Below are 26213 nucleotides of genomic sequence, written 5' to 3'. Positions count from 1 at the left end.
TATCGTGCCAAATTTTACCAAGGAGATTCTGCACATGTCTAGGATTATTTACACAAAAGTCGATGAAGCCCCTGCGTTGGCGACGTACTCTTTTTTGCCCATTGTACAACGGTTTGTTTCCCTTGCGGGGGTTGAGGTGCACACCAAGGACATTTCATTAGCAGGACGCATTTTGTCTGCTTTCCCCCAAAGCGCAAACACACCGTATCCAGACGACTTAGCAGAACTTGGGAACCTTACCAAAGACCCCGAAGCAAACATCATAAAACTTCCCAACGTTTCCGCTTCCATCCCGCAACTAAATGCCGCCATCAAAGAACTCCAAGACCAAGGATTCGCCCTTCCCAATTACCCTCAATCTCCCCAAACACCCGAGGAAGAGGCCATTAAGGCACGCTACGCCAAAGTGCTTGGCAGTGCTGTGAATCCTGTGCTTCGCGAAGGCAACTCCGACCGTCGTGCACCTCTGTCTGTCAAAGCGTATGCCAAAAAACATCCCCACTCCATGGGGGCATGGTCTAAGGATTCTAAAACCCATGTGGCACACATGGAAGCGGATGATTTTTACGGTAGCGAGCGTTCTTTGGTGATGCCAAAAGCGGACACGGTAAGCATTGTTTTGGAAGCAAAAAATGGCGAACACGTGGTGCTTAAAAAAGAGTTGAAGGTCCAAGAAGGCGAAGTGCTTGATGCAACATGCATGCGCCTTAAAAGCCTTGAGCAGTTTTTTAAAACCCAAATGGAAGATGCCAAAAACGAGGGTATCTTGCTTTCATTGCACCTTAAGGCAACCATGATGAAGGTGTCTGACCCTATTATGTTTGGGGTTGCGGTTAAGGTCTATTTTCAAAAGCTTTTTGCCTCCCATGCGCAAACCTTTGCCACGCTAGGGATTAATCCTACTAACGGCTTTGGGGATGTGATGAGTAAAATCGAACACCTAGACCCCGCGTTAAAAGAGCAAATCAAAGCAGATATTGCAGCGATTTTAGAAGAAAACGCTCCTTTGGCAATGGTGGATTCAGATAAGGGCATTACCAATTTACATGTACCCAGTGATGTCATCGTGGATGCCTCTATGCCGGCCATGATTCGCAGTTCTGGAAAAATGTGGAACAAAGAGGGCAAACTTGAAGACACCAAGGCCCTTATTCCTGATCGCTCATACGCGCGCATATACCAAGCGGTCATTGAAGACTGCAAAGAGCATGGCGCTTTAAACCCAGCAACCATAGGAACCGTGCCAAACGTAGGTTTGATGGCGCAAAAAGCCGAAGAATATGGCTCTCACGATAAAACCTTTCACATTCCGACTCAAGGCACCGTAACCGTGAAAAATAGCGCGGGAGAAGTGCTCTTTTCTCATGAGGCGGAAGAGGGCGATATTTGGCGCATGTGCCAAACCAAAGACGCACCGATTCAAGATTGGGTGAAGCTTGCTGTTTCGCGGGCGCGCCTTAGTGGGATGCCTGCCATTTTTTGGCTAGATGCCAACCGTGCCCACGATGCGGTGCTGATTGAAAAAGTGAAAACATACCTCAAAGACCACGACACAAACGGGCTTGATATTACGATTCTCTCCCCTGAAGAGGCGACAAAAGTGAGCTTGACGCGTATGCGAGCAGGGAAAGATACCATCTCCGTTACAGGGAATGTGTTGCGGGATTATAATACCGATTTATTTCCTATCTTGGAGCTTGGTACGAGTGCAAAGATGCTTTCCATTGTGCCACTCATGAACGGAGGCGGGTTGTTTGAAACAGGTGCGGGAGGTTCTGCGCCTAAACATGTGCAACAGTTTGTCAAAGAAAACCATTTGCGCTGGGACTCTTTGGGTGAATTTATGGCCTTAGCCGCTTCTTTGGAACATCTTGCCACGACGCAGCAAAACACCAAAGCGGGCGTCTTGGCGGAGTGTTTGGACGCGGCTGTTGGGGTCTTTTTAGACCAAGATAAATCCCCTTCGCGCCGATGCGGAGAGCTTGATAACCGAGGAAGTCACTTTTACCTAGCGCTGTATTGGGCACAAGCATTGGCGGCGCAAAGCAAGGATGCACAAATCCAAGCTAAAGTGTCATCCTTGGCGAAAGGTCTTGCGGAAAATGAAGCTAAAATTATAGAAGAGTTAAGTGCTGCACAAGGTGCAAGTGTGGAGTTGGGAGGGTATTACCGTCTTGATGAAAACAAAGCTTCCCGCGCCATGCGTCCAAGTGCGACGTTTAACACCCTTTTAGAGGCATTTTAAGGTCACCAATGAGTAAGGTAGCTATTATTGGCGCAGGGAATGTGGGGGCAAGTATCGCGAGCATGCTTGCCTTCAACCAACTGTGCAAGGATGTTGTTTTGTACGACATTGCTAAGGAAGTGGCACAGGGGAAGGCCTATGATATTACCCAAGCGGCTTCGATTGCCCGTTCGAGTACGGTGGTACATGTAGCGCAAGACATGGACGCTTTGCAAGGGGCCTCGGTGGTGGTGATTACCGCAGGAAGTCCGCGAAAACCCGGGATGAGTCGCGAGGATTTATTGTTTAAAAATGCTGGAATCATGAAAAGCCTTTGCCTTGACATCAAGCGGGTAGCACCCGAATCCATCGTTATCGTGGTTTCAAACCCCTTGGATGCCATGGTGTATGTGGCCTTGCAACACACAGGATTTCCAAGAGAGCGGGTTATTGGCATGGCAGGCGTGCTAGACAGTGCAAGGATGGCACATGCCATCAGCGAAGCGGCAGGGTTTGGCGAGGGGCAAGTTGAAGCGCTGGTATTGGGTGGCCATGGTGATGCCATGGTGCCTCTTCCTCGCTTTTCAACGCTCAAAGGGGTGCCTATTGGGGATATCTTGAGCGAAGAAGCACTCACTCAGGTTATAGAAACAACCCGAGCAGGAGGGGCAAGGATTGTTTCTTTGATGGGAACTTCGGCTTATTATGCACCTGCTGCTGCTGTGTGTGCCATGATTGAGTCGATTCTTAAAGATTTAAACCAGATGATGCCTTGCGCATATTTATTAGACGGCGAATACGGATACTCCGATATTGTAACAGGTGTTGTAGTTGCCCTAGGGCGTCAAGGGGTCAGCTCACACCTTGCGTTACCGCTAAATGCTCAAGAGGCTGGCGCCCTTGAACGCAGCATCCAAGAAGTTGCGGCCCAGATTGTGTTACTAAAATCCCACACCCTTTGTTAAGTTGTCATAAATAACCAATAAAATTGAAACAATTTTGAAATTAAGTTATACTTTTTTTCAGAACAAAGGGGTGGGAACCCCGTGTTTTCCCAACCTTAAAGTTGCAGTAAATTCTCACTATAGTTATGATTTGTATCGTTTTTGATAGATAAGTCGTACTACAGTTATCGACAATTTAAGGCCTAAGCCTTGCGGTGAGGGCTCTCTAGGAGGTTTGATGAATATTCACGAGTATCAAGCGAAGGAAGTCTTCAGTCGTTTTGGCGTACCTGTTCCAAAAGGTTACATTGCCTTCAGTGTGGACGAGGCGGTAGAAAACGCTAAAAAGCTAGGCGGGTCGGTTTGGGTGGTAAAAGCTCAAATTCATGCAGGAGGAAGAGGCCTCGGGGGTGGTGTTAAGTTAGCACGGAGCCTTGAAGAAGTAAGAGAACACGCGCAAGCTATTTTGGGCATGACACTCGTGACGCATCAAACAGGCCCTGAGGGCAAAGTGGTGGGTAAGGTCTACATTGAAGAAGGTGCAGATATCGCTGATGAGTTGTACCTTGGCATCGTATTAGACCGTGCAAAAGAGATGCCGCTTATTATGGCTTCGACCGAGGGAGGCATGGAGATTGAAAAAGTTGCTGCCACCTCACCTGAAAAAATCATCAAAGTGGCCATTGACCCAAGCATTGGCTTTCAAGGGTACCATGGCAGGGAACTTGCTTTTGGCTTAGGGCTTCCTAAAGAGCAAGTGGGTGCCTTTATCAAATTTGCTTCAGCGTTGTATGCTTTATACATGCAAAATGATGCGGAAATGATTGAGATTAACCCTCTTGTCAAAACAGGTTCGGGTGCTTTTATTGCCCTAGATGCCAAAATGGGGTTTGATGACAGTGCGCTAGGACGTCATCCTGAGATTGCCGCCATGCGAGACATCACCGAAGAAGACCCCGCAGAACGCGAGGCGGGCGAGTTTGGTTTGAGTTATGTAAAGCTTGATGGCAATGTAGGATGTATGGTCAATGGCGCAGGGCTTGCCATGGGAACCATGGATACTATCAACTACGTTGGCGGTACGCCAGCAAACTTTTTAGACGTGGGTGGCGGGGCCAATGCCCAAACCGTCGCCAAAGGTTTTGAGATTATCCTTAAAGACCCCAATGTTAAATCCATTTTTGTTAATATTTTTGGCGGTATCGTGCGATGCGACCGCATTGCCAATGGTATTTTAGAAGCAACAAAACTTGTTAATGTGCGCGTTCCTGTGGTTGTTAGGCTTGATGGCACTAACGCTAAAGAAGCCGCCGAAATTTTAAAACAAGCCAAGATTGCCAATATTATTACGGCGTATGACCTGGAAGATGGGGCGAAAAAAGCAGTGGCTGCAGCTAAGGGAGAAAACGTATGAGCATTTTAGTACACCAAGATACCAAAGTGATTGTTCAAGGGTTTACGGGAAAAGAAGGCAGTTTTCATGCACAGCAGTGTTTGGAATATGGCACCAAGATTGTGGGCGGGGTAACGCCGGGCAAGGGAGGGCAAACACATCTTGATCTTCCTGTATTTGACACAGTTTCGGGAGCGGTGAGCGCAACGGGTGCTACTGTGAGCATGGTGTTTGTTCCTCCTGCGTTTGTGGCCGATGCTGTGATGGAAGCGGCAGATGCAGGGATTGCTCTTGCGGTGATTATCACCGAAGGTGCCCCTGTGCGTGACATGCAAATGGCGAAGGCGTATGCAACCAAAAAAGGGATGAAAACCATTGGACCAAACTGCCCTGGCATTATTACAGCCGGAGAGTGCAAGATTGGAATTATGCCAGGCATGATTTTCAAAAAAGGATCCGTAGGCCTCATTTCAAAATCAGGCACCTTGACCTATGAGGGCGCGAATCAAGTGTGCAAAGAAGGTTTTGGTATTAGCACGGCTGTGGGCATTGGGGGAGACCCTATTATTGGATTGAGCTATAAAGAGCTCTTGCCTATGTTTGAAGCAGACCCACAAACAGAAGCTATTGTCTTGATTGGTGAAATTGGCGGGGATTTAGAGATTCAAGCCGCCGCCTTTATTAAAGAGAATATTACCAAACCCGTGGTAGCATTCATCGCCGGACAGAGCGCGCCAAAAGGCAAACGCATGGGGCATGCGGGAGCAATTGTGAGCGGGAGTGCTGGAACAGCGGCAGAAAAGATGGAAGCGCTCCGCGCTGCAGGCGTGAGTGTGGTTCAATCACCTGCGGATATTGGTAAAAAAATAGCTGAGGTTTTAAACAAACGATAACCCCCAAGGGGTAATCACATTATTAAGGAGAGACGGATGAGCGTCATGGCGGCACCGGAGGAAACTCCGGTTTGGGTCAACACTGCGCGCTGTAAGGCGTGTGATGTGTGTGTAAGTTTGTGTCCTGCGGGGGTTTTAGCAATGGTTGCGGCCCCTGGTTCAACGCTAGGATCAATGATCGAAGTGGTGGAACCAACTGCGTGCATTGGCTGTAGGGATTGTGAACTTCACTGTCCGGATTTTGCTATTTATGTGGCTGAGCGTGGAGAGTTTAAGTTTGCAAAACTAACCGATGAGGCAAAGGCACGGGCTGAGGCTGTTAAGCTAAATGCCTATCGAAAATTGAGCGCATAGGGAGAATGGAATGGCTAGAGAAGTAGTATCAAGTGGCAATGCGCTCGCAGCTAAGGCTGCCGTAGAGTGTGGATGTAATTTTTTTGGTGGCTATCCCATCACTCCTTCAAGTGAAATTGCGCACGATTTGAGTGTTTTATTGCCACGAAGTGGCGGAACCTTTATTCAGATGGAAGATGAGATTGCAGGTATTTCTGTTGCCCTTGGCGCCTCCATGAGCGGTGCAAAGGCAATGACGGCTTCTTCAGGACCTGGCATCTCCCTTAAAGCAGAACAAATTGGCCTTGGGTTTATCGCAGAGATTCCTTTGGTGATTGTTAATGTTATGCGCGGCGGTCCCTCTACGGGTCTTCCTACGCGTGTTTCGCAAGCAGACATCGGTCAAGCAAAATACCCAACCCATGGAGACTTTGAGTCTATCTCCTTGTGTCCTGGTAGTTTGGAAGAGGCTTACACGGAAACAGTACGGGCATTTAATATTGCTGAAAAATACATGACTCCTGTGTTTGTGTTGTTGGATGAAACCTTAGGGCACATGCACGGCAAGGCGATTTTACCAGATTTAGAAGTGATTCAAAAGAGTATTGTTAAGCGCAATGAGTTCACGGGGGACCCTGCAGAATACCGTCCTTATGAGGCGGGTCCAACAGAACCTGCAACCCTCAATCCTTTCTTTAAAGGGTACCGTTACCACATTACAGGCTTGCACCACGGATCGACAGGCTTTCCCACGGAAGACGAACACCAATGCCAGTACAACATCAGCCGACTCATGAATAAAATTCGTGCCAATCATGAAGATTTGGTACGCTATGAAGAGTATATGTTAGATGATGCAGACGTGTGTATCATCGCTTATGGCAGTATTTCGCGTGCTGCAAAAGAAGCGGTGGTGAAGTTGCGCTCCGAGGGCATTAAAGCGGGATTGTTCCGACCTATTACCTTGTGGCCAAGTCCTAAAAAGCGTATGCGTGAAATTTCGGCACGCTTTAAAAAGATTTTTGTGACTGAGCTAAACATGGGGCAGTACCTTGAGGAGATTCAGCGTGTGATGAAACGGGATGATTTTGGAACCTTGCACAAGGCTAATGGACGGCCCATTGCCCCTAGCGAAATGGTAGCAAAAGTTAAGGAGATGATGTAATGGCCTTTAATTATGACAAATATTTACGCAGTGATAAAATGCCTACGCTGTGGTGTTGGGGCTGTGGTGATGGGGTTATCTTGAAATCCATTATCCGCGCGATTGAAAAATTGGGTTGGGATATGGATGACGTGTGCGTGGTTTCAGGTATCGGCTGTAGTGGGCGAACCAGTTCGTACATTAACTGCAACACGGTTCACACTACTCATGGTCGTGCCATTGCCTATGCTACGGGCATTAAGCTTGCTAATCCAACCAAAAAAGTCATCGTGGTAACAGGCGATGGCGACGGTTTAGCAATCGGGGGAAACCACACCATCCACGGGTGCCGCAGAAATATCGACTTGAACCATGTGCTTATCAACAACTTCATCTATGGCTTAACCAACTCCCAAACCTCTCCTACGACCCCTCAGGGCATGTGGACAGTGACGGCGCAGTATGGCAACATTGACCCGAGTTTTGATGCGGCTGTGTTGGCTGAGGCCGCGGGAGCGACCTTTGTGGCGCGCGAGTCGGTACTAGACCCTAAAAAACTTGAAAAAGTCTTTGTGGAAGGGTTTAAGCACGAAGGGTATTCCTTTTTTGATATTTTTTCAAACTGCCACATTAACTTGGGCCGAAAAAACAAAATGGGCGATGCGATTCAAAACCTTAAGTGGATTGAAGGACGTATTACGCCTAAGAAAAAATACGATGAGTTTAGCGAAGAAGAGCGAAAAAATAAGTTTCCCACAGGCATCTTAAAGCACGATACAACCCAGCTTGAGTACTGTAAAGGGTACCAAAAGGTGATTGAAGCGGCTCAAACAAAAAGCCAAGTGAAGCTCTAAGGAGGCGGGATGCGAAGTCAATTACGATTTGTTGGCGTGGGGGGACAAGGGGTTATTTTAGCGGGAGAGATTTTGGCTGCTGCAAAAATTAAAGACGGTGGATACGGTGTCAAAGCTTCGACATACACATCCCAAGTGCGTGGTGGGCCAACCAAGGTAGATATTTTACTAGACGAGGGCGAGATTTTATTTCCCTACGCTAACGAGGGCGAGATTGAATTTATGCTTGCTACGGCACAGGTGAGTTACGATCAGTTTAAAGAAGGCGTAAAAGAGGGCGGGATTATCGTTGTAGAGCCAAACCTTGTGAAGCCTTCTGAGGAAGACCGCAAGAAATGGCGAATTTATGAGATTCCTATCATTACCATTGCGAAAGAAGAAGTGGGTAATGTGATTACCCAATCAGTGGTTGCCTTGGCAATTGCTCTTGAAATGACCGAGGTGCTTAATCAGGATTTAGTAAAAAGCGTCATGCTTTCTAAGGTGCCTGAAAAAGTGCACGCATCAAACATTAAAGCCTTTGATTTGGGCATTAAATACGCCAAAGAAGCGCTTGCTTAACCCTTACATGTAAAGGGGTTTGTACCCCTTTACAATTCTAAAAAATTTTTAATCCCCGTAAAAATAATCTGAGCAGCCAAAGCAGCAAGGACAAGCCCCGTAATCTTACTTAACACCGTTAAGCCATTTTTCCCCACAACCCGTTCGATGGCACCTGAAAAATAGAGCATCACCCCCACGCTTCCTACGGCTAAAATGAGTGCAAAAAGGCCTTGAAGGGTTTGGTGCACACCTTCCATACCCGCACCCATCACAAGCAAGGCGCCGATTGTGCCTGGTCCGATGGTGATAGGAATCGCCAAAGGTACAACCGCGATGGAGTTGACTTCTTTGGGGAGGGCGTCGGTTTTTGGCCCTTGAATGAGCGAAACAGCAGTCAAGAAAAGTAGCGCCCCCGCCCCAATGCGAAAGGCATCCAAGGTGATGCCAAAAAGGTCAAAAATATAATTTCCAAAGAAAAGCAAAATAGTGCATGCAAAAATCACCGAGGCGCTGACATGGAGAGCAAGCTTCTTTTTTGCAATACTGCTTTCTTCTTTGGTCATCACTAAGAACATCGAAAGTACAAAAAATGGCGTCATTAAAAAGAAAAACTTAATGTACACCGAAACAATAAACGACCAATCCACACACACTCCTTTGTCTAAAAAAACGGCATTATACTCATCTTGTCTTAGAAATGCCTCTTTTTCAAAAGGCCATAAAAAAGAACTTTAGGGCAGCAATGTATGTAATCCATTACTTTTTGCATCGCAGTAATGGATTACAGATAAGCCCTAAGGTAGGGTGCTGGAATTTTTCCCGTTTCCTTAAACACTCTAGCTGCTTCAATGCCAAGATGGGGATTGCGCAAAAGCTCCCGCCCAAAGGCCACAAAGTCACACGCCTCCCCTAGTAAAAGAGCTTCTGCTTCAGCAGGTGTGGAGATTTGCCCCACTGCAATCACAGGAATATTGACTTTAGTTTTGACGGCCTTGGCTTCGCCCACTTGATACAAAGGGGCTAGGTGCGGACGGTTGTTGGGTGCGGCTTGGTTGCCACCCGAGGAGATGTGAAGGGCATCAACCCCCGCTTTCTCAAGTGCCTTGGCTAGTATAAGAGTGTCTTCAAGTTGCCACCCTTCTTTCATCCACTCGTGGGCTGAGAGGCGGACAATGAGAGGCAGGGTGATGGCTTCTTTGATGGAAGTGACAACCTCTAGCAAGAAGCGGCAACGGTTTTCCAAGCTCCCTCCGTAGTGGTCTTGGCGTTGGTTGGTTAAGGGTGAGAGAAATTCACACAGTAAATACCCGTGTGCCCCATGGATTTCCACCACATCATACCCTGCTTTTTGTGCGCGTAGGGCACTTTGAACAAAAGCTTTTCGCACGGTTTCAATCTCTTCAAGGCTCATAGCCTTGGGAGTTTTATAGGGTGCTGCGTCACTAAAGGCTAAGGCGCTTGGAGCGATGGGGGTTTCGTTGGCACATTCGCACTTCCTGCCCGCATGGGCTAGCTGGACACCAATGGCAGCACCAAAGAAATGGCACGTGTCTGTGAGGCTTTTGTGGGAAAGGATGTGCGCATCCTCCCATAAGCCCAAATCCTTGTCACTGATGCGTCCACGGGGTTCAACTCCTGTTGCTTCGACGATAATAAGCCCCGTTTCCCCAAGAGCCCTTGCTCCATAATGCAAGGTGTGAAAGGGGGTGGCGTGCCCATCATGGGTGGCGCTGTAAAGGCACATGGGCGGCATAACGATGCGGTTTTTAAGAGTGAGGGAGCCGATGGAGGCGGGGGAAAGCAGTAGACTCATGGGGTCTCCTTTTGGGTGAGATTAGGGCATTGTACCCCACGTTAGTCTTTTTGTAAAGCCTTTGTTCAAAGGGCACTTTGCTATAATCCCTTCAATGCATTTACATGTAAGGATGGGGATGAAAACAGAGATAAAAACGATGCACTACTTGTTGGAAATACTGGCCAAATGCGAAGAGAGTGAAACCCAGGCGCTGCACCAAGCAGTGCTTGACGCCCTTGATAAAGAAGCGTTGTGTGCTAAAACACGCTTTACATGTAAACAAATCAAAGCCCTTTTAAAAGCAGACGGAGCCGTGGACCTTGCAAAAACGCACCAAGCCTTCACGTTGTTGGCGCGGTACCGCAATCAAGCGCTTCCTGAAGCGTTAAGCCGTAAGCGTCAACACCTTATCCACACCTTATTGGGGGCAAATTTTCCTCAAAAGCAACACTTCCTAGAAACCTCCCTTCAAGCGTTTGAGAGTGCTCTTTCGCCCGTGGAAGAGAAAATGTACGGCTTGATTCGCCTTTATCTGTCTTCGATGAGCGAAGCCATTGAATTGTTTGTGTTGTTTGACACGCGCAAGGAAGCCTCCTTTGAAGCAGCAAGCGGGTACGTGCTTGAGTTGCACAAACAGATAAGTGAAACGCTGTTTTATAAAGAGGAACGTTTGTTAGTGGAAGAAGGGTTGGGGAAAATGAGCATTATTCTCTTAAGCGTGTACTACCAACACCTTTACATGTAAGGCTAAAAGGTACAAATGCGATTTTTCCCCTTGCTTTTGGCGCAGTAGAGCGCCTTGTCCGCACGAATGAAGGCAGACTCGATAGTATCGCCTTCCTTGAACTGTGTGATGCCATAGCTGGCAGTTTTGTGGCCAACGTGTTCAAATTCAGTTCGTTCGAGAGTGGCTTTGATTTTTTCTGCCAAGATTTCCGCACCGTTGGCATCGGTTTCTTTGCAAATGAGCAAAAACTCTTCGCCGCCCCACCTACCAAAAATGTCTGTGGTGCGTTTTTCTTGGGTGATAATCTGTGTAAATCGCACCAATACAGCATCGCCAACCTTGTGCCCAAAGGTATCGTTGACTTTTTTAAAATTGTCAATATCAATGATGATGAGAGAGAGGTCGCGTTTGTAGCGAAGAAAATAGTTGTATTCTTGGGAGAGTATCTCATCTAGTTTCATGCGGTTGTAAATGCCTGTAAGAACGTCCGTTACGGAAAGTAGGGCAAGTTGGTGGTTGTGGCGGCTAAGCTCTCGTTGCCGAAACAGTAGATACAGGGCAAATAAAACAAAGGCACCTAAGGCTTTGAGTAAAAATCCATAATCCACACCACGCTCATAGCGCACTGAAATCCATTTGTTGAGGATTTTTTGATGCACATCAGCATCAATGGAAGCAACAGCTTTTTCAAAAATGGGAAACAAGTGAGGGTCGTCGTTACGCACACCAATGCCTAACTCCCAAGATTCATCAAATTTACCTGCAATTTTGAGTTGATTGGCAAATTCTTTTTGAATGATGCTTCCCACGACAGGCAAGGAGTCTACAAAACCAAAAAGCTCTCTTTTGTGTACTTTAAAAAGTCCTTCGTGGATGTCCTTCACTTCTACAAAGTGCATTTTTGGGTACTTTACGCGTAAAATTTCCCCGTGGGAGTACCCTTTAACGATACCAATGGGGCGATCATGGATGGCAGAAACATTGGAAAAAAAGATTTCCTCAGGACGCGTGACAAGCACCAAAGGAATGCTCAGGTAAGGCTTTGTAAAACGCAAATAAAGTCGACGCTCAGGTGTGGGCATCGCCAGTGAAACAATGTCGCACTGGCGTCTTTTTACCTTTTCGAGAGATTCCACCCATGTGTGCGTTGAGACCATTTGGATAGGAATGCCAAGGTTTTCTTCAATTAAACGCATATAATCACTTGACATGCCCACGTGTTTACCCTCTTGATTGCCCTCAAGGGGCATCGCGCTTGGGTCAATACACAAACGGATAGCACCCAGACGCTCCAGGTGTTGTTTTTCCTCGGGAGTGAGGTCTAGCGCGGTAGTGTGGTCGCTTTGAATGGCGTGAAACCATTTGCTGCGCAAGGCGTAGAGTTCTTCTTCTGTGATGGCGCGCATTGTTTTATTAAGGATACGCCGCAAAGGCGCAGCTTCGGGGGTGAGTGCTAGGTGTAGCGTGTCGTTTAAGTGGGGTTCGTATAAGCGCAGGACGTTAAGATTGGCAAGCATGTAACGGTTCATGATGTAACACGCCACCATAAAATCTTCAATGGCCGCATCGGCTAAGCCAAAAGCAACAGCCTCGAGGGCTTCTTTGGAAGAGTCAAAAATCAAAAGACTGCTTTGAGGGTAGTGCTCTTGAGCCACTTTAGTTTTGCCGTTTTCTTGGGAGAGGGCAAGTTTTTTACCGGCTAGAGACTGGGGAGTAAGGGGGGCGTTTGCGCGTGTTATGAGTGCATGATGTATGTTTAAAACAGCATCACTTAAAAGGGCGCTTTCTTCTTGTGGAAAGGAGGAGAGTACGGGAGCGAGAATATCAAGATGCCCTTCGTGAAACAAATGGGTGAGGGAAGGGGCGGTGTTGCTGATAAATTGAATCTCAAGTTCAAGCCTAGAAGCAAGAAGGCGTAAAAAATCGACCATGTATCCTTGGGGTTGGTAGCTTGCGTAAAAGCTGTACGGGTACCGTTGTGTATCGTTTGAAACCCTTAAAATAGGGTATTTTGAAATATATTCACGCTCTTCTTTGGTGAGAAAATCTGCTTTAGCATAGGCGCTAAGGGGTAAGCAGAAAGAGCAAAATAAAAAGAATGTGAAGAGTAGTGGTTTCAATGGTTTGTCCAAACATACGGTGGATAGGAACCTTTACTATAACATAGTACGCTTAACGCTGATTAAAAGATGTGTAAAAATAGTTTACATGTAATCTTGAACGAAGGGGAGTGAGAAGGGTTTTCTCACTCGGTAAAAAGGGTGGCAACTAGGTAAATAAAACACTTCCAAGGCGAAGCATATTAGAACCGCAGCGCACGGCAAGTTCAAAATCATTGCTCATGCCCATGGAACAGACTTTCGCTCCGTGTTTGTGCAAGGATTCGTAAAGGCGATAAGTGGTTTCAAAACTCTCTTGAATGATGGCGACATCATCCGTGTGTGCCCCGATGCTCATCACCCCACGAAGGTGCAGATTGGGGCAGGTTTCTTGAATGGCTAAGTACGTCTCCACTGCCATTTCTGGCAAAACACCTGCCTTGGATGCTTCTTTGGCACTGTTGATTTGAAGCAAAACAGGGAGGGTTTTTTCCTTTACATGTAAGCGTTTGTCTAGCTCCACCGCCAAGGCCAAGGAGTCGCACGAATGCAGAAGAAACGGGTCTAAGTCGATAAGCTGATTGATTTTGTTTTTTTGCAATCTTCCAATAAAGTGCCACTCAATGGGCAAGGTGGACAGCGCAGTGTTTTTGCGTGAAAGCTCTTGCACCTTGTTTTCCCCAAAAGCCCGTTGCCCTGCGTGGACCATGGCTTCGACTTCTTGGGGCTCAACGCTCTTGCTCACGGCCACAAGTTTGATGATTTGGTGTTCATTTACCTGCGCGCGCACCGCTTCAATGCGGGAAAAAACAGCGTCTAGGGACGTTTCATACGGGCTCATTGGTACGCTCCTGAGAGGCGTAAGATGTCGTTGATAATCGTAAAGGCCATGAGGCTTAGAAGAAGTCCCCAACCCGCGTAGGTCATCTTGGCATAGACGGCTTCGTTAGGAGGTTTGCGCATCACCATTTCATAAAGATTGAACATAATATGCCCGCCATCAAGGGCAGGAATAGGAAAGAGGTTGATAACGCCTAGGTTCACAGAAATCAAAGCGGTGAGCATAAACAATGCCACAATCCCCGCATCTGCGGCGCTAGAGGTGATTTGTACGATGGAAATCACCCCGCCCATTTCTTTGGGAGAAATCACCCCTTCAATCATTTTTTGCAAACTTTGCACAATCAGTGTCGCAGCCCGCACGGTTTCGTGCCACGCATATCCCACGCCTTCTGCGCCTTTGAAATACAGGGTCACTGTTTCACCCGAAGGGGAAATGCCAATAAGCCGCTCTTGGATGGCTTCGCCAAAGATGGTTTGGCTTTGGCTAAGTTTTGGAGTTAAGGTGAGCAAAAGAGATTCGTTCCCTCGTCCTACGAGCAATTCAACAGCCCCTTGGGTTTGGGTGATGATGGGTTTAATCTCATCCCATGCGCGAATAGGCGTGCCGTTGATGGCAAGGATGCGGTCTTTTTCCAAAAGTCCTGCACTTACCGCGGCGGAGTTTTCCCCAATGGCACCAATCTCTGGGGCGAGTTTAAGCACACCCAATGAGGCGATGGCAAGGTAGAGCAAAAAGGCAAGCACGAAGTTAGCAAAAGGCCCTGCAAAAAGGATGGCGATGCGTTGCAAAGGGCTCTTTCCCCCAAAGCTATCGGCGTCTACGCTTGTGTTGGAAGGGTCTGTATCGTCTTGCCCTTTCATTTGCACGTAGCCTCCTAAAGGGATGGCACTAAGACAGTATTCGGTGTCGCCAATGCGACGTTTTAAAATCTTTTTCCCAAATCCAATGCTAAACACTTCCACCTTGACGCCAAAAAAACGTGCGGCTAAAAAATGCCCAAGTTCATGAAAGAAGATTAAAAAGGAGAGAACGAGTAGAGAAATTAGCATGTAGCCTCACTTTTTGTGTATCCGATGACATACTCAGCACCCGAGTACAAGGTTAAGCCGACCGCAACCCACAAAAGCAGCGTTGCAAGAGGCCAGTTCATAATCAAAAATCCAATGGCAATCATCTGAAACACCGTTTTTACTTTTCCTGACATGGACGCAGCAACATTGCGCCCCTCGCCCACGGCCATCACCCGAAGCCCTGTGATGAAAAATTCACGGGTCAAGATGAGATAAATAGCCCACCCACTAGCGCGGTCTATCATCATAAGCCCTAAAAAAGCGGCAAGAACTAGCATTTTATCGGCTAAGGGGTCAAGGATGGCACCAAATTTTGTCATTTGGTTCCATCCCCTTGCAATGTAGCCATCAAAAAAGTCTGTTGCACTGGCAAGGACAAAGATTAACGCTGCAAAGAAATCCAACCAACTTGGGTGGATGCCCTGAAACAGCGCCGCATCTCGCTCCACTAAAAACACAAACAGTAAGGGTGCCATCACGACGCGGAGTAGGGCGAGAAAATTGGGAAGATTGAGTGTCATTTAAAGGTCGTTCCCCCGTCAATCACTAGGGTGTGTCCCGTGATCCAACTGGATTTTTCAGAACACAAAAACACACAAGCCCCCGCCATGTCTTCGGGTTTTCCCATGCGGTTTAGCGGGGAGAGTTCGGCGGTTTTGTCTTTGACTTCTTCGTAATTGGTAAACGCACGCAAGGCGTCTGTTTCGATAGGACCGCCACTGACGGCGTTAACGCGGATGCCTTTTTCGCCTAGTTCTGTCGCAGCGTAACGCACCATGGCCTCTACAGCCGCCTTACATGTACCGTGGCCTGAGTAGTTTTCAATGTACACAAGATTTCCTGTGGAAGAGAGGGAGATAATGCTCCCGCCACCCACTTTTTCCATGCGTTTGGCAGCTTCTTGGGCGCCCACGACAAAGGCATTCACTGTGGCGGTAAAGATATTGTTGATTCCCTTGGGCTTGAGTTTCATAAATTTGGTGTATCCGCCTACAACTGCGCGCCCTGAAATGATGGCGTTGGAGATGAAAAAATCCACCCGGTCAAAGTCTTTATCGATGGCCTCAAACACGGTTTTATACTCTTCGGGTTGAAGAATGTTGAGCGGGTATGCTTTGGCTTTGATGCCAAACTCTTTTTCTAATTCTAAGGCTTGCTGCGTGGCAAGTTCGCCATTGGAGTTATAGGTGAAAGCAACATTGATGCCTTCTTTGGCAAAGGCTAAAACAATCGCGCGTCCAATACCGCGTGTTCCGCCACTAATAACGAGGGTCTTTCCTTGTAACATTATAATCCTTTGATTTCGTATTGAGCCATAACGGTCTCAATTTTTTTCATATTGTCTTTGCTAGGAGCACTTAGAGGCAAGCGGTATTCAAGGGTGTCAATGAGCCCTGCGATGTGCAATGCTGCTTTGATGGGAATAGGGTTGCTTTCGCAAAAGAGTGCTTTGTTGATGTTGTAAAGTTTGTCGTTAAGGGCTTTTGCTTGGCTGTAGTGCTCTTGGAGTGCCAGATGGGTAAGGGTGGCAATTTGGTCAGGAAGCAAGTTAGACGTGACGGAGATAACCCCTTTGCCGCCATTGGAGAGAAGGGGGTAGTTGATGGCATCATCCCCGCTAATGAGTGCAAGGGCTGGCTCATGGGCGAGCAAATCAACGCAACGCTCAATGGAACCCGTGGCTTCTTTGACTCCGTAAATATTGGGACACGCTTTAAAAAGACGGTAAATGGTTTCAGGCAGCAAATCAACCCCTGTGCGCCCTGGAACGTTGTATAAAAGCACAGGAATGTTTACAGACTCTGCGATGGCTTTGTAGTGTAAGAAAAGCCCCTCTTGCATAGGCTTGTTGTAATAAGGTGTTACTGAAAGGATGCCATCCGCTCCGTGTTGTTCGGCAAATTGCGCCAAGCCCACAGCTTCAAAGGTAGCATTACTGCCAGCACCTGCCAAGACACGCACGTGGGTACCCTTACATGTATCCACCGCAATCTCAATACACTGGCGGTGTTCATCATGGGTAAGGGTGGCGCTTTCGCCCGTTGTTCCTACTGGAACCACCACATCAATGCCATTGTTAATCTGGCGTTGGATGAGTTTTGCGTACCCCACTTCATCAAGTTTGCCATTTTTAATAGGGGTAACCAATGCGGTCATTGCGCCAATAAGAGGGTTATTCATGGGAATCCTTTCGTAGTATTACTGTAGTAGAATATTTGGGAATAAAGTAGGTATTTGCCGCCTTAGCAAGCTCTTCTTTGTTGAGGGTATTGATGCGTTCTTCGTATTCGAGCAAAGGGGTGATGTCGCCTTTGGCTAAAAAACTCCCAAAGAGGTTGGCAAGCCCACTGGAACTTTCTAGAGAGTAGATAAAGTCTGCCTTGGTATTGGTTTTAACCTTTTCGATGTCTGCATCGCTAATCTTTCCCGTTTGAACATCGGCAATAATAGCTAAAATCTCTTTTTCAACCACTTCCGCTTTGACGCCAGGATTGCACACGGCTAAAAACAAAAACACGCCGGGGTCTTTGTTGTCCATGCTAAAAGCATACACTTGGTTGACAAGCTTTTTTTGGTCGATGAGTCGGTCGTTTAGGTAACTGCTTTTGCCGCTACTGAGCAATTCACTTAAGGCCGAAAGAGCCACTTGGTCGGGGTGTTTAAAATCGGGAATCTTATAGGCAATAGCGACCATTTCCACTTCACTTTCTTTTTCAATCACCACACGTTTTGCCCCATCTTGAGGTGGTTCAACCTCGTGTTTTTGAGGAATGGGCGTCGTATTTGGGATGGCTTCAAAGTGTTTTTGAGCCGCTTCAAAGACCGTTGAGGGCTCAATGTCACCCGCTACAAGGATGATGGCATTGGCGGGTTGGTAATAGGTTTGGTGAAAGGTGCGAATGTCTTCAATGGTCCAGTTTTTAATGTCATCCTTAAAGCCAATGGGTGTCCAGTGGTAAGGGTGGTAAATGAAAGCATGGTTAAACAGGCGAAAATACAAAAAACCCATCGGAGAGTTGTCGGTGCGCCATAAGCGCTCTTCTAGTACCACATCGCGCTCAGGTTGAAACTCTTCGTCTTTGAGGTTTAGGTTTTGCATGAGTTCGGCAAAAAGTCCCAAAGAAGTGTCAAGGTTGGCCGTGGAGCTTTTGATGAAATAGTGGGTGTAGTCAAAACCCGTAGAAGCGTTATTAACCCCGCCAAACCCCTTGACGATTTCATCAAATTCCCCTGCGCGAAGGTTTTTAGTGGATTTGAAATTGAGGTGTTCAAGCATGTGGGCGATGCCACTTTTGCCCATGGTTTCGCTTCCGCTTCCCACTTTATAGAAGATGTCAGTCGTGATGACATTGGTGCCATTGTTCATGGGGATAACAACAACTTGCAGGTTGTTTTTTAAGGTTTTGGTTTCAAAGTGCGGCAATGAATTTGCCATAAGTCCTCCTGTGAATAGTAAAGCGCCAAGCAGTAAACGTCTCATCGTCTAGCGCCTATGGCTTCTTGAATATGGTGAAAACCGTCTTGGTTCATGCGGGCTAAAATGCCCTCATTGATGCGTTTGTTCAAAGAGGGGCCTTGGAAAATGAAGGCACTGTAGAGTTGCACCAAACTGGCTCCTTCTAAAATGCGCTCATAAGCATCGTCCACATCGCTAATGCCGCCCACGCTAATAAGCACAGTTTTACCAAAAAAGGCTTCCGCAAGGGGTTTGAAAAAGGCGGCACTTTTTTGGGTTAAAACGCGCCCGCTTAAGCCCCCAAAAGATTGCGCACCTTGGAGCAGGGTGTATTCTGTGGTGGTGTTTGTTGCCACGATGCCATGGGCTCCGTGGTTGATGGCGCATTCACATAGCTTCAGTGCCGCGTCCATCTCCATGTCGGGAGAAATTTTTAGCAAAATGGGTTTTTGGGTGAGTGTTTTAGCTAGGGTAAAAAGTTCGCTAATAAACCCTTCATTTTGCAGGTCACGAAGGCCGGGAGTGTTGGGCGAAGAGACGTTAATGACCATAAAATCACACAGGTCTTTAAGCCCTTCGATAAGAAGGCGGTAATCTTCCAGCGCCTCTTCGGGTGGCGTGGTTTTGTTCTTGCCGATGTTGGCCCCTAAAGGTGTGACAAAGGGGTACAAGGCCGTAAGGCGTTTTTTGACCTTGGCCAAGCCTTCGTTGTTAAAGCCCATGGCGTTTTGAACACTCTCTTCTTTGGGAAAGCGGAAGAGCCGTGGTTTGGGGTTGCCAGGTTGTGCTTTGGGGGTGATGGTACCAAATTCGATATGCCCAAAACCAAGGGCGGTAAGGCCTTTTAGCATGGTGGCATTTTTATCAAACCCTGCCCCTAAACCCACGGGATTGTGGAAGGTGGTGCCAAGGAGGTGCTGCTCCAATCTTGCATCGCTTACAAAAAAGGTGGAAGCAAAGGGTGAAAAGAGTGCTGGGCAATAGTTCCCCGTAAGCCTTAACCCGAATTCGACGATGTCATGTGCCGTTTCTGGCTGGAATTGAAACATGATTTTTTTGAGTAAATCGTACATCACTTTCCTTCTCTTATTTGGCGGGATTGTAGCTCAAAAAAGCTAAAATCCTGATTGGGTGCTTTTGGGGGCAAGGGGTTCGCCTTGTTCCCACTGGGTGCCTTGGGGGGTGTCCATGAGGTAAATCCCCTTGCTAGCAAGCCCATCACGAATGGCGTCTGCCTTGGCAAAATCCTTCGCTTTTTTGGCTTCTTGGCGCAGTATAATTTGTGCCTCAATGTGCTCCTTTTGTGCCCCATCTACCCCCAATTGGAAATATGCCACAGGGTCGTGCAACCCAATGCCAAGCACCTCTTCAATCCACACAAGGTTTGACAAAAGGCGTTGTTTGAGCCCTTTGTCTTTAGGGGTTTTGTCCAAGGCTTCATTGCCTTGCAAAATCATCTCATCGATTACCGCTAGGGTTTTTGAAATATTTAGGTCATCGCTAAGTGCTTCTAAAACCTTCTCTTTAAAAGCCGCGTCTGCGTGAGCATTTTCTGTTCCTAAGAGCCTTTTTTTGAGGCGGTAAAGCTTGTCTAAGCGGCGCTTTGACGCGCGCAAATCTTCTTCGTTAAAGTTAAAATCCGCGCGGTAATGGGTAGAGAGCAGGTAAAAACGTAAAATTTCACCATCGTATACATGTAACGCATCTTTGACAAAAAAGCTGTTGCCAAGAGACTTGCTCATTTTCTCACCCTTGATGGTGACAAAGCCATTATGCATCCAGTATTTAGCAAGGTGTTGGCCCGAGGCGCACCGTGTTTGTGCCGCCTCGTTTTCATGGTGAGGAAAAAACAAATCCGCACCTCCTGCGTGGATGTCAATTTGGTATGCGCCCTCATGCGCCAAATGCTCTTGAATCATCGCCGAACACTCAATGTGCCACCCTGGACGTCCCTTTCCAAAGGGAGAGTCAAACAAAGGCGCTTGGTCGGCGCGCTTCCATAGCGCAAAATCTTTGGGATTGTGTTTGGCACTGTTTTCTTCGACCCGTGCCTTGGCTTCTTCGATGTGTTGGTGGCTTAGGCTTAAATAGGCCGTGTCTTTTGTGGTGTCAAAATAGACCCCATCTTCAAGGGTGTAGGCCATCCCCTTATCTAGCAGGGTTTGAATCAACCGTACGATGCTTGGTAGGCTTTGGGTGGCCTTGGGTTCTAAGGTGGCATCTTTTACATGTAAGGCACGCATATCGGCTTTGTAGCGTTGAATATAGTACTCGGTGAGGGCTTCAAGGGTTTGGCCGCTTTGGTGCATTTTGGTAATGATTTTATCATCAATGTCCGTAAAGTTTTTGACAAAGATGACTTCAAAACCCCTCGCCTCAAGGGTGCGGCGTAGTAGGTCAAAAGCGATGGCACTGCGCGCATGCCCTAAATGGGCATCATCATACACCGTTGGCCCGCACACGTAAATGCTTGCTTTGTTGGGAACAATGGGTTCAAAGGGGACTTTTGTTTTTTGCGTTGAATCATAAATAACCACGTACACTCTCCTTTATCGCCCACATTAGTGCGCCACTGACGAGCAACACGGCTACTAATCCTGCGATATTTCGTGGGCGCATTATAGCCAAAAACGCTTGGGTGCCATAAGCATAAAGGGTGAGCACTAAAAGAACGACGCCACTAAGGGAGCTTGCCAGAGCCAACCCTGCTGCTTCTAGTGGCCCAATGAGCAGCAGAGAAAAAACCACATTTGTCCCCAAGCTAATGGCTGAAATCTTAGCCGCTTTGGCTTGCAAGTCGTTGGCATACAGCCACAAAGAAAAAAGACGCGCCAATCCAAAAGGCAATAGTCCAATGAGGTACATTTGCAGTACTAATGCGGTGTTGTAGGTATCTTGAGCGACAAAAGAGCCGCGTTCAAACAAAAGCCACGTGATTTCAGGAGCAAGTATGATGCCCCCAAGGGTTGCAACGCACAGCAAATAACACAACATCCAAAAGCCTTTTTCAAGAAAAAGGCGTGCCTTGGCTTCTCCATCGCGTTTAAGGGTTTTGGTGATACTTGGGAAAATAGCCACAGAAAGGGCGATGGCAAATAAGGCGAGCGGCAGTTGAAACACGCGGTTTGCGTAGTAGAGATAGCTTATGCTCCCAAAGGCTAAAAAGCTTGCTAGCCACGTGTCTAAAAAAGCAGAAAGTTGCGCCGTACTGCCTCCTAGGACCGCATGGAAAAAATTACGGTAAAAAGAGGGCTCAGTGGCGGTGCGTTTGGGTCGGGTCATGCTTCCCAAAAAAGGCCTAAGAAGGCGAAATTTTTTCAAGGCAATGAGGTGGGTAAGTGCTTGCAAGATTCCTCCTGCTAAGACGCCAAAACTAAGGTTCCAGACCACTTGATGGGGGTTTTGGGGGTCTGAGAGGAGCAGTGCACCAATCATAGCAAGGTTTAAAAGAGCTGTTGAAAAAGCCGTGGTGGCAAAATGGCCACGGTAGTGGAGCATTGAGGCGCAAAGGGTGACGCAATAAATCAGCAAGAGGTACCAAAAATTGATGCGCACAAGAGGGGCTGCTAGGGCAATAGTTTCTTTATCAAAACCAAAGGCAATGAGCTTGGTTAGCCACGGGGCAAAAACCATCACCAGTAAGGTTAAGCCCAAGAGAAAAAGAAAGAATTTTAAAAACACACTAGCGGCAAAGAGCCCTTTTTTAGTAGCTTTGGTAAAAGCGGGCAAAAAGGCTTGGGTAAAAGCGCCCTCGGCAAAAATGCGGCGAAAGAGGTTAGGAAGTTTAAAGGCAACAAAAAAGATGTCACTGTAGAGATTGGCACCCAAAAGAGAAGCGGTTAAAATATCGCGGATAAAGCCTAAAATTCTTGACACAAAAATGCCAATACTGTTAGTAAAAAAGGAGCGAATCACCATCAAACCGTGTCCTGAGTAAGGTTTTTAAAAACAAGGCAAAACGCCCAAAACAAGAGAGGTTTACCTTCTTTTAATGAATTGTGTATCATAATACAAAACAGATTAAAACAATGTGAGAAAGGCAGCACCGTGGGATTGTTTGACAAGCTAACCAAGGGAAGTAGCGGAGAGAGCAAAAAAGAGACTCCTCCCGTGACATTTTCTCCTATGATTATTGATACTCAAGACGTTGCCAAAGAGTTAAAAAGCGTTGCAACCGCCAACCACGTTAGTGTGGAGGTGGTGGATTTTAAAATCCTCAAGGTGACCACATTGTACCGCCAGGGGCAAGAAGAAGAGTGGCAAGAGGTGAGCGAGGAAGCGCGATCACTTTTTGGTGAAGATGATTTTTTTCTTAATCCAGAACTCAAAATCGACCAACACTTTAAGGTTGAAATTTTCGACACGCGCACCGAGGACGAATCCACGCCAACCCTTCCGCCCATCTCCTTGGGGGCCAATAAAAACCTTACCAAGACGGTGGTGACCATTAAAAAGAGTGTTGACATTCGCTACAGTTCCCATTTTGAAAATAGTTTGATTGAAGCGATTAATAAAAAGAAAATCAAAGCAAAAATTCTTGTAGGTATTCGTGAGGGCATCATGCGTCAAGAGGTGAAAAAGATTGCTGCTTCGGTGCGCATTAACAATATCGTTGAAAAAGACAGCACCTTTGTGGTGATGGAAGGGATTGATCCCATTTTGCCCATCAACGACGCCTTAATTGTTCACTATAAGAAAAAAATAAATGCAGAAGACAAGCAAGGCAGGGTGGATTATTCGCGCAGGGGTTATTTGGAAGCCGTAGGCGAGGGCGAGGTTATCTTGGAATACGTTAAGCCTCAAGAGGGAAGCCCAGGTAAAACATGCCGAGGGGTCTATTTGCCTGTGAATGAGCCAAAGGTGACCAACCAAACGACTATTAATATCACTGAGAATATCATCAAAAAAGAAGACGACAAGACCATTCGGTATATCGCTAAATGCAGCGGGTATGTCAAAGAAGCGGGCGGAACGTACGACATTCAAGACCAAATGGAACTTGATGAAATCAATTTTAAAACCACGGGCTCCATTGAAGCAGGACTAGACCGCAACGTTACGATTAATATCAAAGAAAGCGATGCGTTTAAAGACGCCATTGGGACGGGCATGAGCGTGGAGAGCACGGAGCTTAATGTGGATGGCAATGTGGGAAGTCAGGCAAATATTCGCGCTAGAAAAGTGCGCATTGGCGGCCAAACCCACATGACCTCTACAATCTGGGCAGATACGGCAGATATTTCTGTGCATCGGGGCACGCTTGAGGCCACAGAGGTAACCATTGAACGCTTGGAAGGCGGCAAAGTGATTGCCGATGTGGTGCGCGTCAAATCGGTGATTGGTGGGGAGATTATTGCGCGGCAAATCTACATCGAAAGCCTCTCTTCTAATGCACAAATTACAACATCAGAGTTGATAGAGATTCAAGAATTAAAGGGGAGCAATAATAAATTTCTTGTGGACCCCGCAAGTGCTATGACCTTTAAAACAGAAACCGCTTCACTAACAGAAAAGATTGAGAAAGCCCGAAAAAGCCTTGACAGTTTGCCAAAACAGTTAGAAAACAAAAAAAATATCATCGATAAAAACAAACAATCTGTTGAGATGATTAAGGCAAAAATCGAAGAACTCAAAGCCGAAGGGCAAAAGCCACCTGCGACGTTTATGGGAAAACTCAAAGACTATCAGCAGTTAGTGAACGAGTACAACTTGATGCTTAAAGCCATGAAAGATTACAAATTTCAACTCAACGATTACAAAGAAGAGCTCAACCAAATGCAATCTAAGATTTTTTCTGCCAAAATTATCAACCACTCTCCGTGGAAAGAGTACAATGAGATTAAGTTTAGGCTTATTTCTCCCGCTATTGAGGTGGAGTACAACACTAAAAATCATGAAATCTCCAAAATGATTACACTCGTGCAAACTTCGGATGATAAATTTAAAATCAACCGTTCAAGCCAGATAGACCGATGATTGTTGCACTTGAGGGCGTTGTTGTACGCAAAGAACCCACCTATGTGCACCTTAAAACCGTTGCGGGCATCACGTATAAAGTGGCCGTTTCCCTTTACACCAGTGCCACTTTAGCAACTTCTGGCACGGTTTCATTGCACACGACCCAAGTTTTTCGTGAAGATGCACAACTGCTTTTTGGGTTTGCTTCGCCAGATGAGCAGCGGATGTTTGAAACTTTGGTCAAACTCAGCGGTATTGGCCCTTCTATCGCCATGGCAGTGTGTTCAACGCTCACCCCTAAAGGGTTTGCAGAAGCGCTGATTCATGGGAATATAGACGCGTTTAAGATGGTGCCGGGCATTGGGCCAAAAAGCGCCAAGCGTATTTTGGTGGAATTGAGCGATTTTTCCCTCCACGGGGAAGAGAGTGTGGGCGTGGGCCATGAAGCTTCCTTGGCTCTTGAGAGCCTTGGGTTCAAAAAAGACCGTATCCAAAAAGTCCTCAGTACGTGCACCGCAGGGGACACGGCGGGGCTTATTAAAGAAGCACTTAAAAAACTAAGCTAAGGAAGTTGTGTGGAAGTAGGAATTGTATTTGGTGGAAAAAGCTATGAGCATGAGATTAGCATTGTCAGTGCTATTGCGCTTAAAAAAGTGCTTACATGTAAACTGATTTATATTTTTTGTGACGCAAACCGTGAGTTTTATTTGATCCCGACCAATGCTATCAATGCTAAGCGTTTTTCGGATGGAAGTTACAAAAAAGACCCCAAACTCACCTTGGAACAAGGGGGCTTTACATGTAAGGGGTTGTTTGGTGCAAAAAAAATCTCTTGCGACGTGGTACTGAACCTCATTCATGGGGCTGATGGAGAAGATGGCAAACTGGCGGGATTATTTTCGTTTTTTGGTGTGCCTTTTATTGGGCCACGCCTAGAAGCGTCGGTGCTCAGTTATAGCAAGCTTTGGACCAAGCATCTGGCGCAAGCGTGTGGGGTAAAGACCTTGCCTTACGAGCTTCTTACGCCCCAGCAACGCACCCCAAGCCTTGCGTACCCGCTCATTATCAAGCCCTTGCGTCTTGGCAGTTCCATTGGCGTGAGCGTGGTGCGCAGTGAAAAAACCCTTGAATACGCCCTGGATGTAGCCTTTGAATACGACGACACGGTCATTGTTGAGCCTTTTGTGGAAGGGGTGAGGGAATACAACCTTGCAGGATGTTTTACCGCACAAGGTGTGGAATTTTCTATCATTGAAGCTCCGCAAAAAGGGGAGTTATTGGACTTTGATAAAAAGTATTTAGACTTTTCCCGAACCGCCACCGTCTCTAAGGCGACCCTTGAGCCTACAGAGGAAAAACGCCTAAAAGAAGCCTTTGAGGCTCTTTACATGCCTTTGTTTCAAGGGGCATTGATTCGGTGCGATTTTTTCATGGTTGAAGGAGAGGTGGTTTTAAATGAAATCAATCCCAATCCTGGCAGTATGGCAAACTACCTTTTTGAAGACTTTGACGGGCTTGTGCACCGCTTGGCCAAGGCCTTGCCTGCCCCAAAAGAAGCCGCAGTGTCGTACCACTATATCCACTCTATTCACGCTGCTAAAGGGAAACTTTAGTGGCTCTCCAAGGGACTAACACACTGCGTTAGTCCCTTCTCCAAGCTCCCTATAAGGCGCCTCCCGCTATTATTTTACATAAAATTTTACACAAAGAAGAGCCATGGGCGCCTATTCACAAGAAGAAATGTACACAGCAACCCAAATGGTGCGCAATTTTAGCGCGATTGTCTCAGAAGTCAGTGAGGGCAAGCGCAAACGCGCCATCATTGTCAAAAACAACCGTTTTGAAGCCGTGCTTTTAAACATGCAAGAGTACGAACGTATGCAAGAAGCCGTGGAGATTTTAGAGAGAATCTACGCCAAAACCAAGCGAGCATGA

At 47.0% G+C, this 26213-nt stretch carries 25 protein-coding genes; 13 read left to right on the top strand and 12 right to left on the bottom strand.

The annotated features are described in order from the left end of the window. Positions 1–34 precede the first annotated feature (34 nt). The 8 genes from AC5SLM_RS00880 to AC5SLM_RS00845 all read left to right on the top strand — a co-directional run bounded on the left by AC5SLM_RS00880 (position 35) and on the right by AC5SLM_RS00845 (position 8346). Positions 35–2245 carry an NADP-dependent isocitrate dehydrogenase gene (locus AC5SLM_RS00880; RefSeq protein WP_495249032.1) on the top strand — a complete coding sequence of 737 codons (2211 nt, stop codon included), beginning with the start codon at positions 35–37 and terminating at the stop codon, positions 2243–2245. 8 nt (positions 2246–2253) lie between these two features. Then, positions 2254–3189: a malate dehydrogenase gene (locus tag AC5SLM_RS00875; protein WP_495249031.1), complete on the top strand. Its 936-nt coding sequence runs from the start codon at positions 2254–2256 to the stop codon at positions 3187–3189. 217 nt (positions 3190–3406) lie between these two features. Next, positions 3407–4582: an ADP-forming succinate--CoA ligase subunit beta gene (sucC, locus tag AC5SLM_RS00870; protein ID WP_495249030.1), complete on the top strand. Its 1176-nt coding sequence runs from the start codon at positions 3407–3409 to the stop codon at positions 4580–4582. Beyond that, positions 4579–5454, top strand: coding sequence for a succinate--CoA ligase subunit alpha (gene sucD / locus AC5SLM_RS00865; RefSeq protein ID WP_495249029.1), 876 nt, complete (start codon positions 4579–4581; stop codon positions 5452–5454). The genes sucC and sucD overlap by 4 nt, the downstream gene beginning before the upstream one ends. 36 nt (positions 5455–5490) lie before the next feature. Further along, positions 5491–5808 carry a 4Fe-4S dicluster domain-containing protein gene (locus AC5SLM_RS00860; protein ID WP_495249028.1) on the top strand — a complete coding sequence of 106 codons (318 nt, stop codon included), beginning with the start codon at positions 5491–5493 and terminating at the stop codon, positions 5806–5808. A gap of 10 nt (positions 5809–5818) precedes the next feature. Then, positions 5819–6952 carry a 2-oxoglutarate synthase subunit alpha gene (locus AC5SLM_RS00855; protein WP_495249027.1) on the top strand — a complete coding sequence of 378 codons (1134 nt, stop codon included), beginning with the start codon at positions 5819–5821 and terminating at the stop codon, positions 6950–6952. Then, complete coding sequence (locus AC5SLM_RS00850; RefSeq protein ID WP_495249026.1) at positions 6952–7785, top strand: 2-oxoglutarate ferredoxin oxidoreductase subunit beta; 834 nt, start codon at positions 6952–6954, stop codon at positions 7783–7785. The genes AC5SLM_RS00855 and AC5SLM_RS00850 overlap by 1 nt, the downstream gene beginning before the upstream one ends. A gap of 9 nt (positions 7786–7794) precedes the next feature. Then, complete coding sequence (locus AC5SLM_RS00845) at positions 7795–8346, top strand: 2-oxoglutarate:acceptor oxidoreductase subunit OorC (RefSeq protein ID WP_495249025.1); 552 nt, start codon at positions 7795–7797, stop codon at positions 8344–8346. 29 nt (positions 8347–8375) lie between these two features. Here the strand turns inward: AC5SLM_RS00845 and AC5SLM_RS00840 are convergent, their stop codons facing one another. Next, entirely contained in the window at positions 8376–8975 is a 600-nt protein-coding gene (locus AC5SLM_RS00840) for a MarC family protein (RefSeq protein WP_495249024.1), read from the bottom strand. 134 nt (positions 8976–9109) lie between these two features. Continuing rightward, complete coding sequence (locus AC5SLM_RS00835) at positions 9110–10141, bottom strand: NADH:flavin oxidoreductase/NADH oxidase (protein ID WP_495249023.1); 1032 nt, start codon at positions 10139–10141, stop codon at positions 9110–9112. Between the two features lie 118 nt (positions 10142–10259). Between AC5SLM_RS00835 and AC5SLM_RS00830 the strand changes: the two genes are divergently transcribed. Continuing rightward, positions 10260–10868, top strand: a complete 609-nt coding sequence (locus tag AC5SLM_RS00830) for a hypothetical protein (RefSeq protein WP_495249022.1) — start codon at positions 10260–10262, stop codon at positions 10866–10868. 2 nt (positions 10869–10870) lie between these two features. Here the strand turns inward: AC5SLM_RS00830 and AC5SLM_RS00825 are convergent, their stop codons facing one another. The 10 genes from AC5SLM_RS00825 to murJ form a co-directional block, all read right to left on the bottom strand. Beyond that, entirely contained in the window at positions 10871–12970 is a 2100-nt protein-coding gene (locus AC5SLM_RS00825) for a transporter substrate-binding domain-containing diguanylate cyclase (RefSeq protein ID WP_495249021.1), read from the bottom strand. Between the two features lie 148 nt (positions 12971–13118). Further along, positions 13119–13790 carry a YggS family pyridoxal phosphate-dependent enzyme gene (locus AC5SLM_RS00820; protein ID WP_495249020.1) on the bottom strand — a complete coding sequence of 224 codons (672 nt, stop codon included), beginning with the start codon at positions 13788–13790 and terminating at the stop codon, positions 13119–13121. Further along, on the bottom strand, positions 13787–14842 hold the full coding sequence (gene rseP / locus AC5SLM_RS00815) for an RIP metalloprotease RseP (protein ID WP_495249019.1): 1056 nt from the start codon (positions 14840–14842) through the stop codon (positions 13787–13789). The genes AC5SLM_RS00820 and rseP overlap by 4 nt, the downstream gene beginning before the upstream one ends. Then, positions 14836–15384, bottom strand: coding sequence for a CDP-diacylglycerol--glycerol-3-phosphate 3-phosphatidyltransferase (gene pgsA, locus AC5SLM_RS00810; RefSeq protein WP_495249018.1), 549 nt, complete (start codon positions 15382–15384; stop codon positions 14836–14838). The genes rseP and pgsA overlap by 7 nt, the downstream gene beginning before the upstream one ends. Further along, on the bottom strand, positions 15381–16151 hold the full coding sequence (locus AC5SLM_RS00805) for an enoyl-ACP reductase (RefSeq protein WP_495249017.1): 771 nt from the start codon (positions 16149–16151) through the stop codon (positions 15381–15383). Before AC5SLM_RS00805 ends, pgsA begins: the two co-directional genes overlap by 4 nt. Further along, positions 16151–17044 (bottom strand): 4-hydroxy-tetrahydrodipicolinate synthase, encoded by an 894-nt coding sequence (gene dapA, locus AC5SLM_RS00800; RefSeq protein WP_495249016.1) that lies wholly within the window; start codon positions 17042–17044, stop codon positions 16151–16153. Before dapA ends, AC5SLM_RS00805 begins: the two co-directional genes overlap by 1 nt. Continuing rightward, positions 17037–18299, bottom strand: a complete 1263-nt coding sequence (locus AC5SLM_RS00795; RefSeq protein WP_495249015.1) for a M16 family metallopeptidase — start codon at positions 18297–18299, stop codon at positions 17037–17039. Before AC5SLM_RS00795 ends, dapA begins: the two co-directional genes overlap by 8 nt. A 41-nt stretch (positions 18300–18340) precedes the next feature. Further along, positions 18341–19396, bottom strand: a complete 1056-nt coding sequence (locus tag AC5SLM_RS00790) for a quinone-dependent dihydroorotate dehydrogenase (protein ID WP_495249014.1) — start codon at positions 19394–19396, stop codon at positions 18341–18343. Positions 19397–19435: 39 nt separating this feature from the next. After that, positions 19436–20857: a cysteine--tRNA ligase gene (gene cysS, locus AC5SLM_RS00785; protein WP_495249013.1), complete on the bottom strand. Its 1422-nt coding sequence runs from the start codon at positions 20855–20857 to the stop codon at positions 19436–19438. Continuing rightward, positions 20844–22238 carry a murein biosynthesis integral membrane protein MurJ gene (murJ, locus tag AC5SLM_RS00780; protein ID WP_495249390.1) on the bottom strand — a complete coding sequence of 465 codons (1395 nt, stop codon included), beginning with the start codon at positions 22236–22238 and terminating at the stop codon, positions 20844–20846. The genes cysS and murJ overlap by 14 nt, the downstream gene beginning before the upstream one ends. Before the next feature lie 129 nt (positions 22239–22367). On the opposite strand from murJ, the gene AC5SLM_RS00775 reads away from it, so the two are divergent. The 4 genes from AC5SLM_RS00775 to AC5SLM_RS00760 all read left to right on the top strand — a co-directional run bounded on the left by AC5SLM_RS00775 (position 22368) and on the right by AC5SLM_RS00760 (position 26213). Beyond that, on the top strand, positions 22368–24296 hold the full coding sequence (locus AC5SLM_RS00775) for a flagellar assembly protein A (RefSeq protein WP_495249012.1): 1929 nt from the start codon (positions 22368–22370) through the stop codon (positions 24294–24296). Beyond that, complete coding sequence (gene ruvA, locus AC5SLM_RS00770; RefSeq protein ID WP_495249011.1) at positions 24293–24844, top strand: Holliday junction branch migration protein RuvA; 552 nt, start codon at positions 24293–24295, stop codon at positions 24842–24844. The genes AC5SLM_RS00775 and ruvA overlap by 4 nt, the downstream gene beginning before the upstream one ends. 9 nt (positions 24845–24853) lie before the next feature. Next, the gene (locus AC5SLM_RS00765; RefSeq protein ID WP_495249010.1) at positions 24854–25891 is read left to right on the top strand and encodes a D-alanine--D-alanine ligase; all 1038 of its coding nucleotides are present in this window, start codon (positions 24854–24856) and stop codon (positions 25889–25891) included. A gap of 103 nt (positions 25892–25994) precedes the next feature. Further along, positions 25995–26213, top strand: coding sequence for a type II toxin-antitoxin system prevent-host-death family antitoxin (locus AC5SLM_RS00760; protein WP_205458675.1), 219 nt, complete (start codon positions 25995–25997; stop codon positions 26211–26213).

The organism is Sulfurospirillum sp. HTRB-L1, assembly GCF_059415125.1.
This window is presented reverse-complemented; position numbering and strand designations above follow the sequence as displayed.

Coding starts and splice junctions, on each gene's coding strand:
- AC5SLM_RS00880 (WP_495249032.1), top strand. CDS start 35: ATGTCTAGGATTATTTACACAAAAGTCGATGAAGCCCCTGCGTTGGCG.
- AC5SLM_RS00875 (WP_495249031.1), top strand. CDS start 2,254: ATGAGTAAGGTAGCTATTATTGGCGCAGGGAATGTGGGGGCAAGTATC.
- sucC (WP_495249030.1), top strand. CDS start 3,407: ATGAATATTCACGAGTATCAAGCGAAGGAAGTCTTCAGTCGTTTTGGC.
- sucD (WP_495249029.1), top strand. CDS start 4,579: ATGAGCATTTTAGTACACCAAGATACCAAAGTGATTGTTCAAGGGTTT.
- AC5SLM_RS00860 (WP_495249028.1), top strand. CDS start 5,491: ATGAGCGTCATGGCGGCACCGGAGGAAACTCCGGTTTGGGTCAACACT.
- AC5SLM_RS00855 (WP_495249027.1), top strand. CDS start 5,819: ATGGCTAGAGAAGTAGTATCAAGTGGCAATGCGCTCGCAGCTAAGGCT.
- AC5SLM_RS00850 (WP_495249026.1), top strand. CDS start 6,952: ATGGCCTTTAATTATGACAAATATTTACGCAGTGATAAAATGCCTACG.
- AC5SLM_RS00845 (WP_495249025.1), top strand. CDS start 7,795: ATGCGAAGTCAATTACGATTTGTTGGCGTGGGGGGACAAGGGGTTATT.
- AC5SLM_RS00835 (WP_495249023.1), bottom strand. CDS start 10,141: ATGAGTCTACTGCTTTCCCCCGCCTCCATCGGCTCCCTCACTCTTAAA.
- AC5SLM_RS00830 (WP_495249022.1), top strand. CDS start 10,260: ATGAAAACAGAGATAAAAACGATGCACTACTTGTTGGAAATACTGGCC.
- AC5SLM_RS00820 (WP_495249020.1), bottom strand. CDS start 13,790: ATGAGCCCGTATGAAACGTCCCTAGACGCTGTTTTTTCCCGCATTGAA.
- rseP (WP_495249019.1), bottom strand. CDS start 14,842: ATGCTAATTTCTCTACTCGTTCTCTCCTTTTTAATCTTCTTTCATGAA.
- pgsA (WP_495249018.1), bottom strand. CDS start 15,384: ATGACACTCAATCTTCCCAATTTTCTCGCCCTACTCCGCGTCGTGATG.
- AC5SLM_RS00805 (WP_495249017.1), bottom strand. CDS start 16,151: ATGTTACAAGGAAAGACCCTCGTTATTAGTGGCGGAACACGCGGTATT.
- dapA (WP_495249016.1), bottom strand. CDS start 17,044: ATGAATAACCCTCTTATTGGCGCAATGACCGCATTGGTTACCCCTATT.
- AC5SLM_RS00795 (WP_495249015.1), bottom strand. CDS start 18,299: ATGGCAAATTCATTGCCGCACTTTGAAACCAAAACCTTAAAAAACAAC.
- murJ (WP_495249390.1), bottom strand. CDS start 22,238: ATGGTGATTCGCTCCTTTTTTACTAACAGTATTGGCATTTTTGTGTCA.
- ruvA (WP_495249011.1), top strand. CDS start 24,293: ATGATTGTTGCACTTGAGGGCGTTGTTGTACGCAAAGAACCCACCTAT.
- AC5SLM_RS00760 (WP_205458675.1), top strand. CDS start 25,995: ATGGGCGCCTATTCACAAGAAGAAATGTACACAGCAACCCAAATGGTG.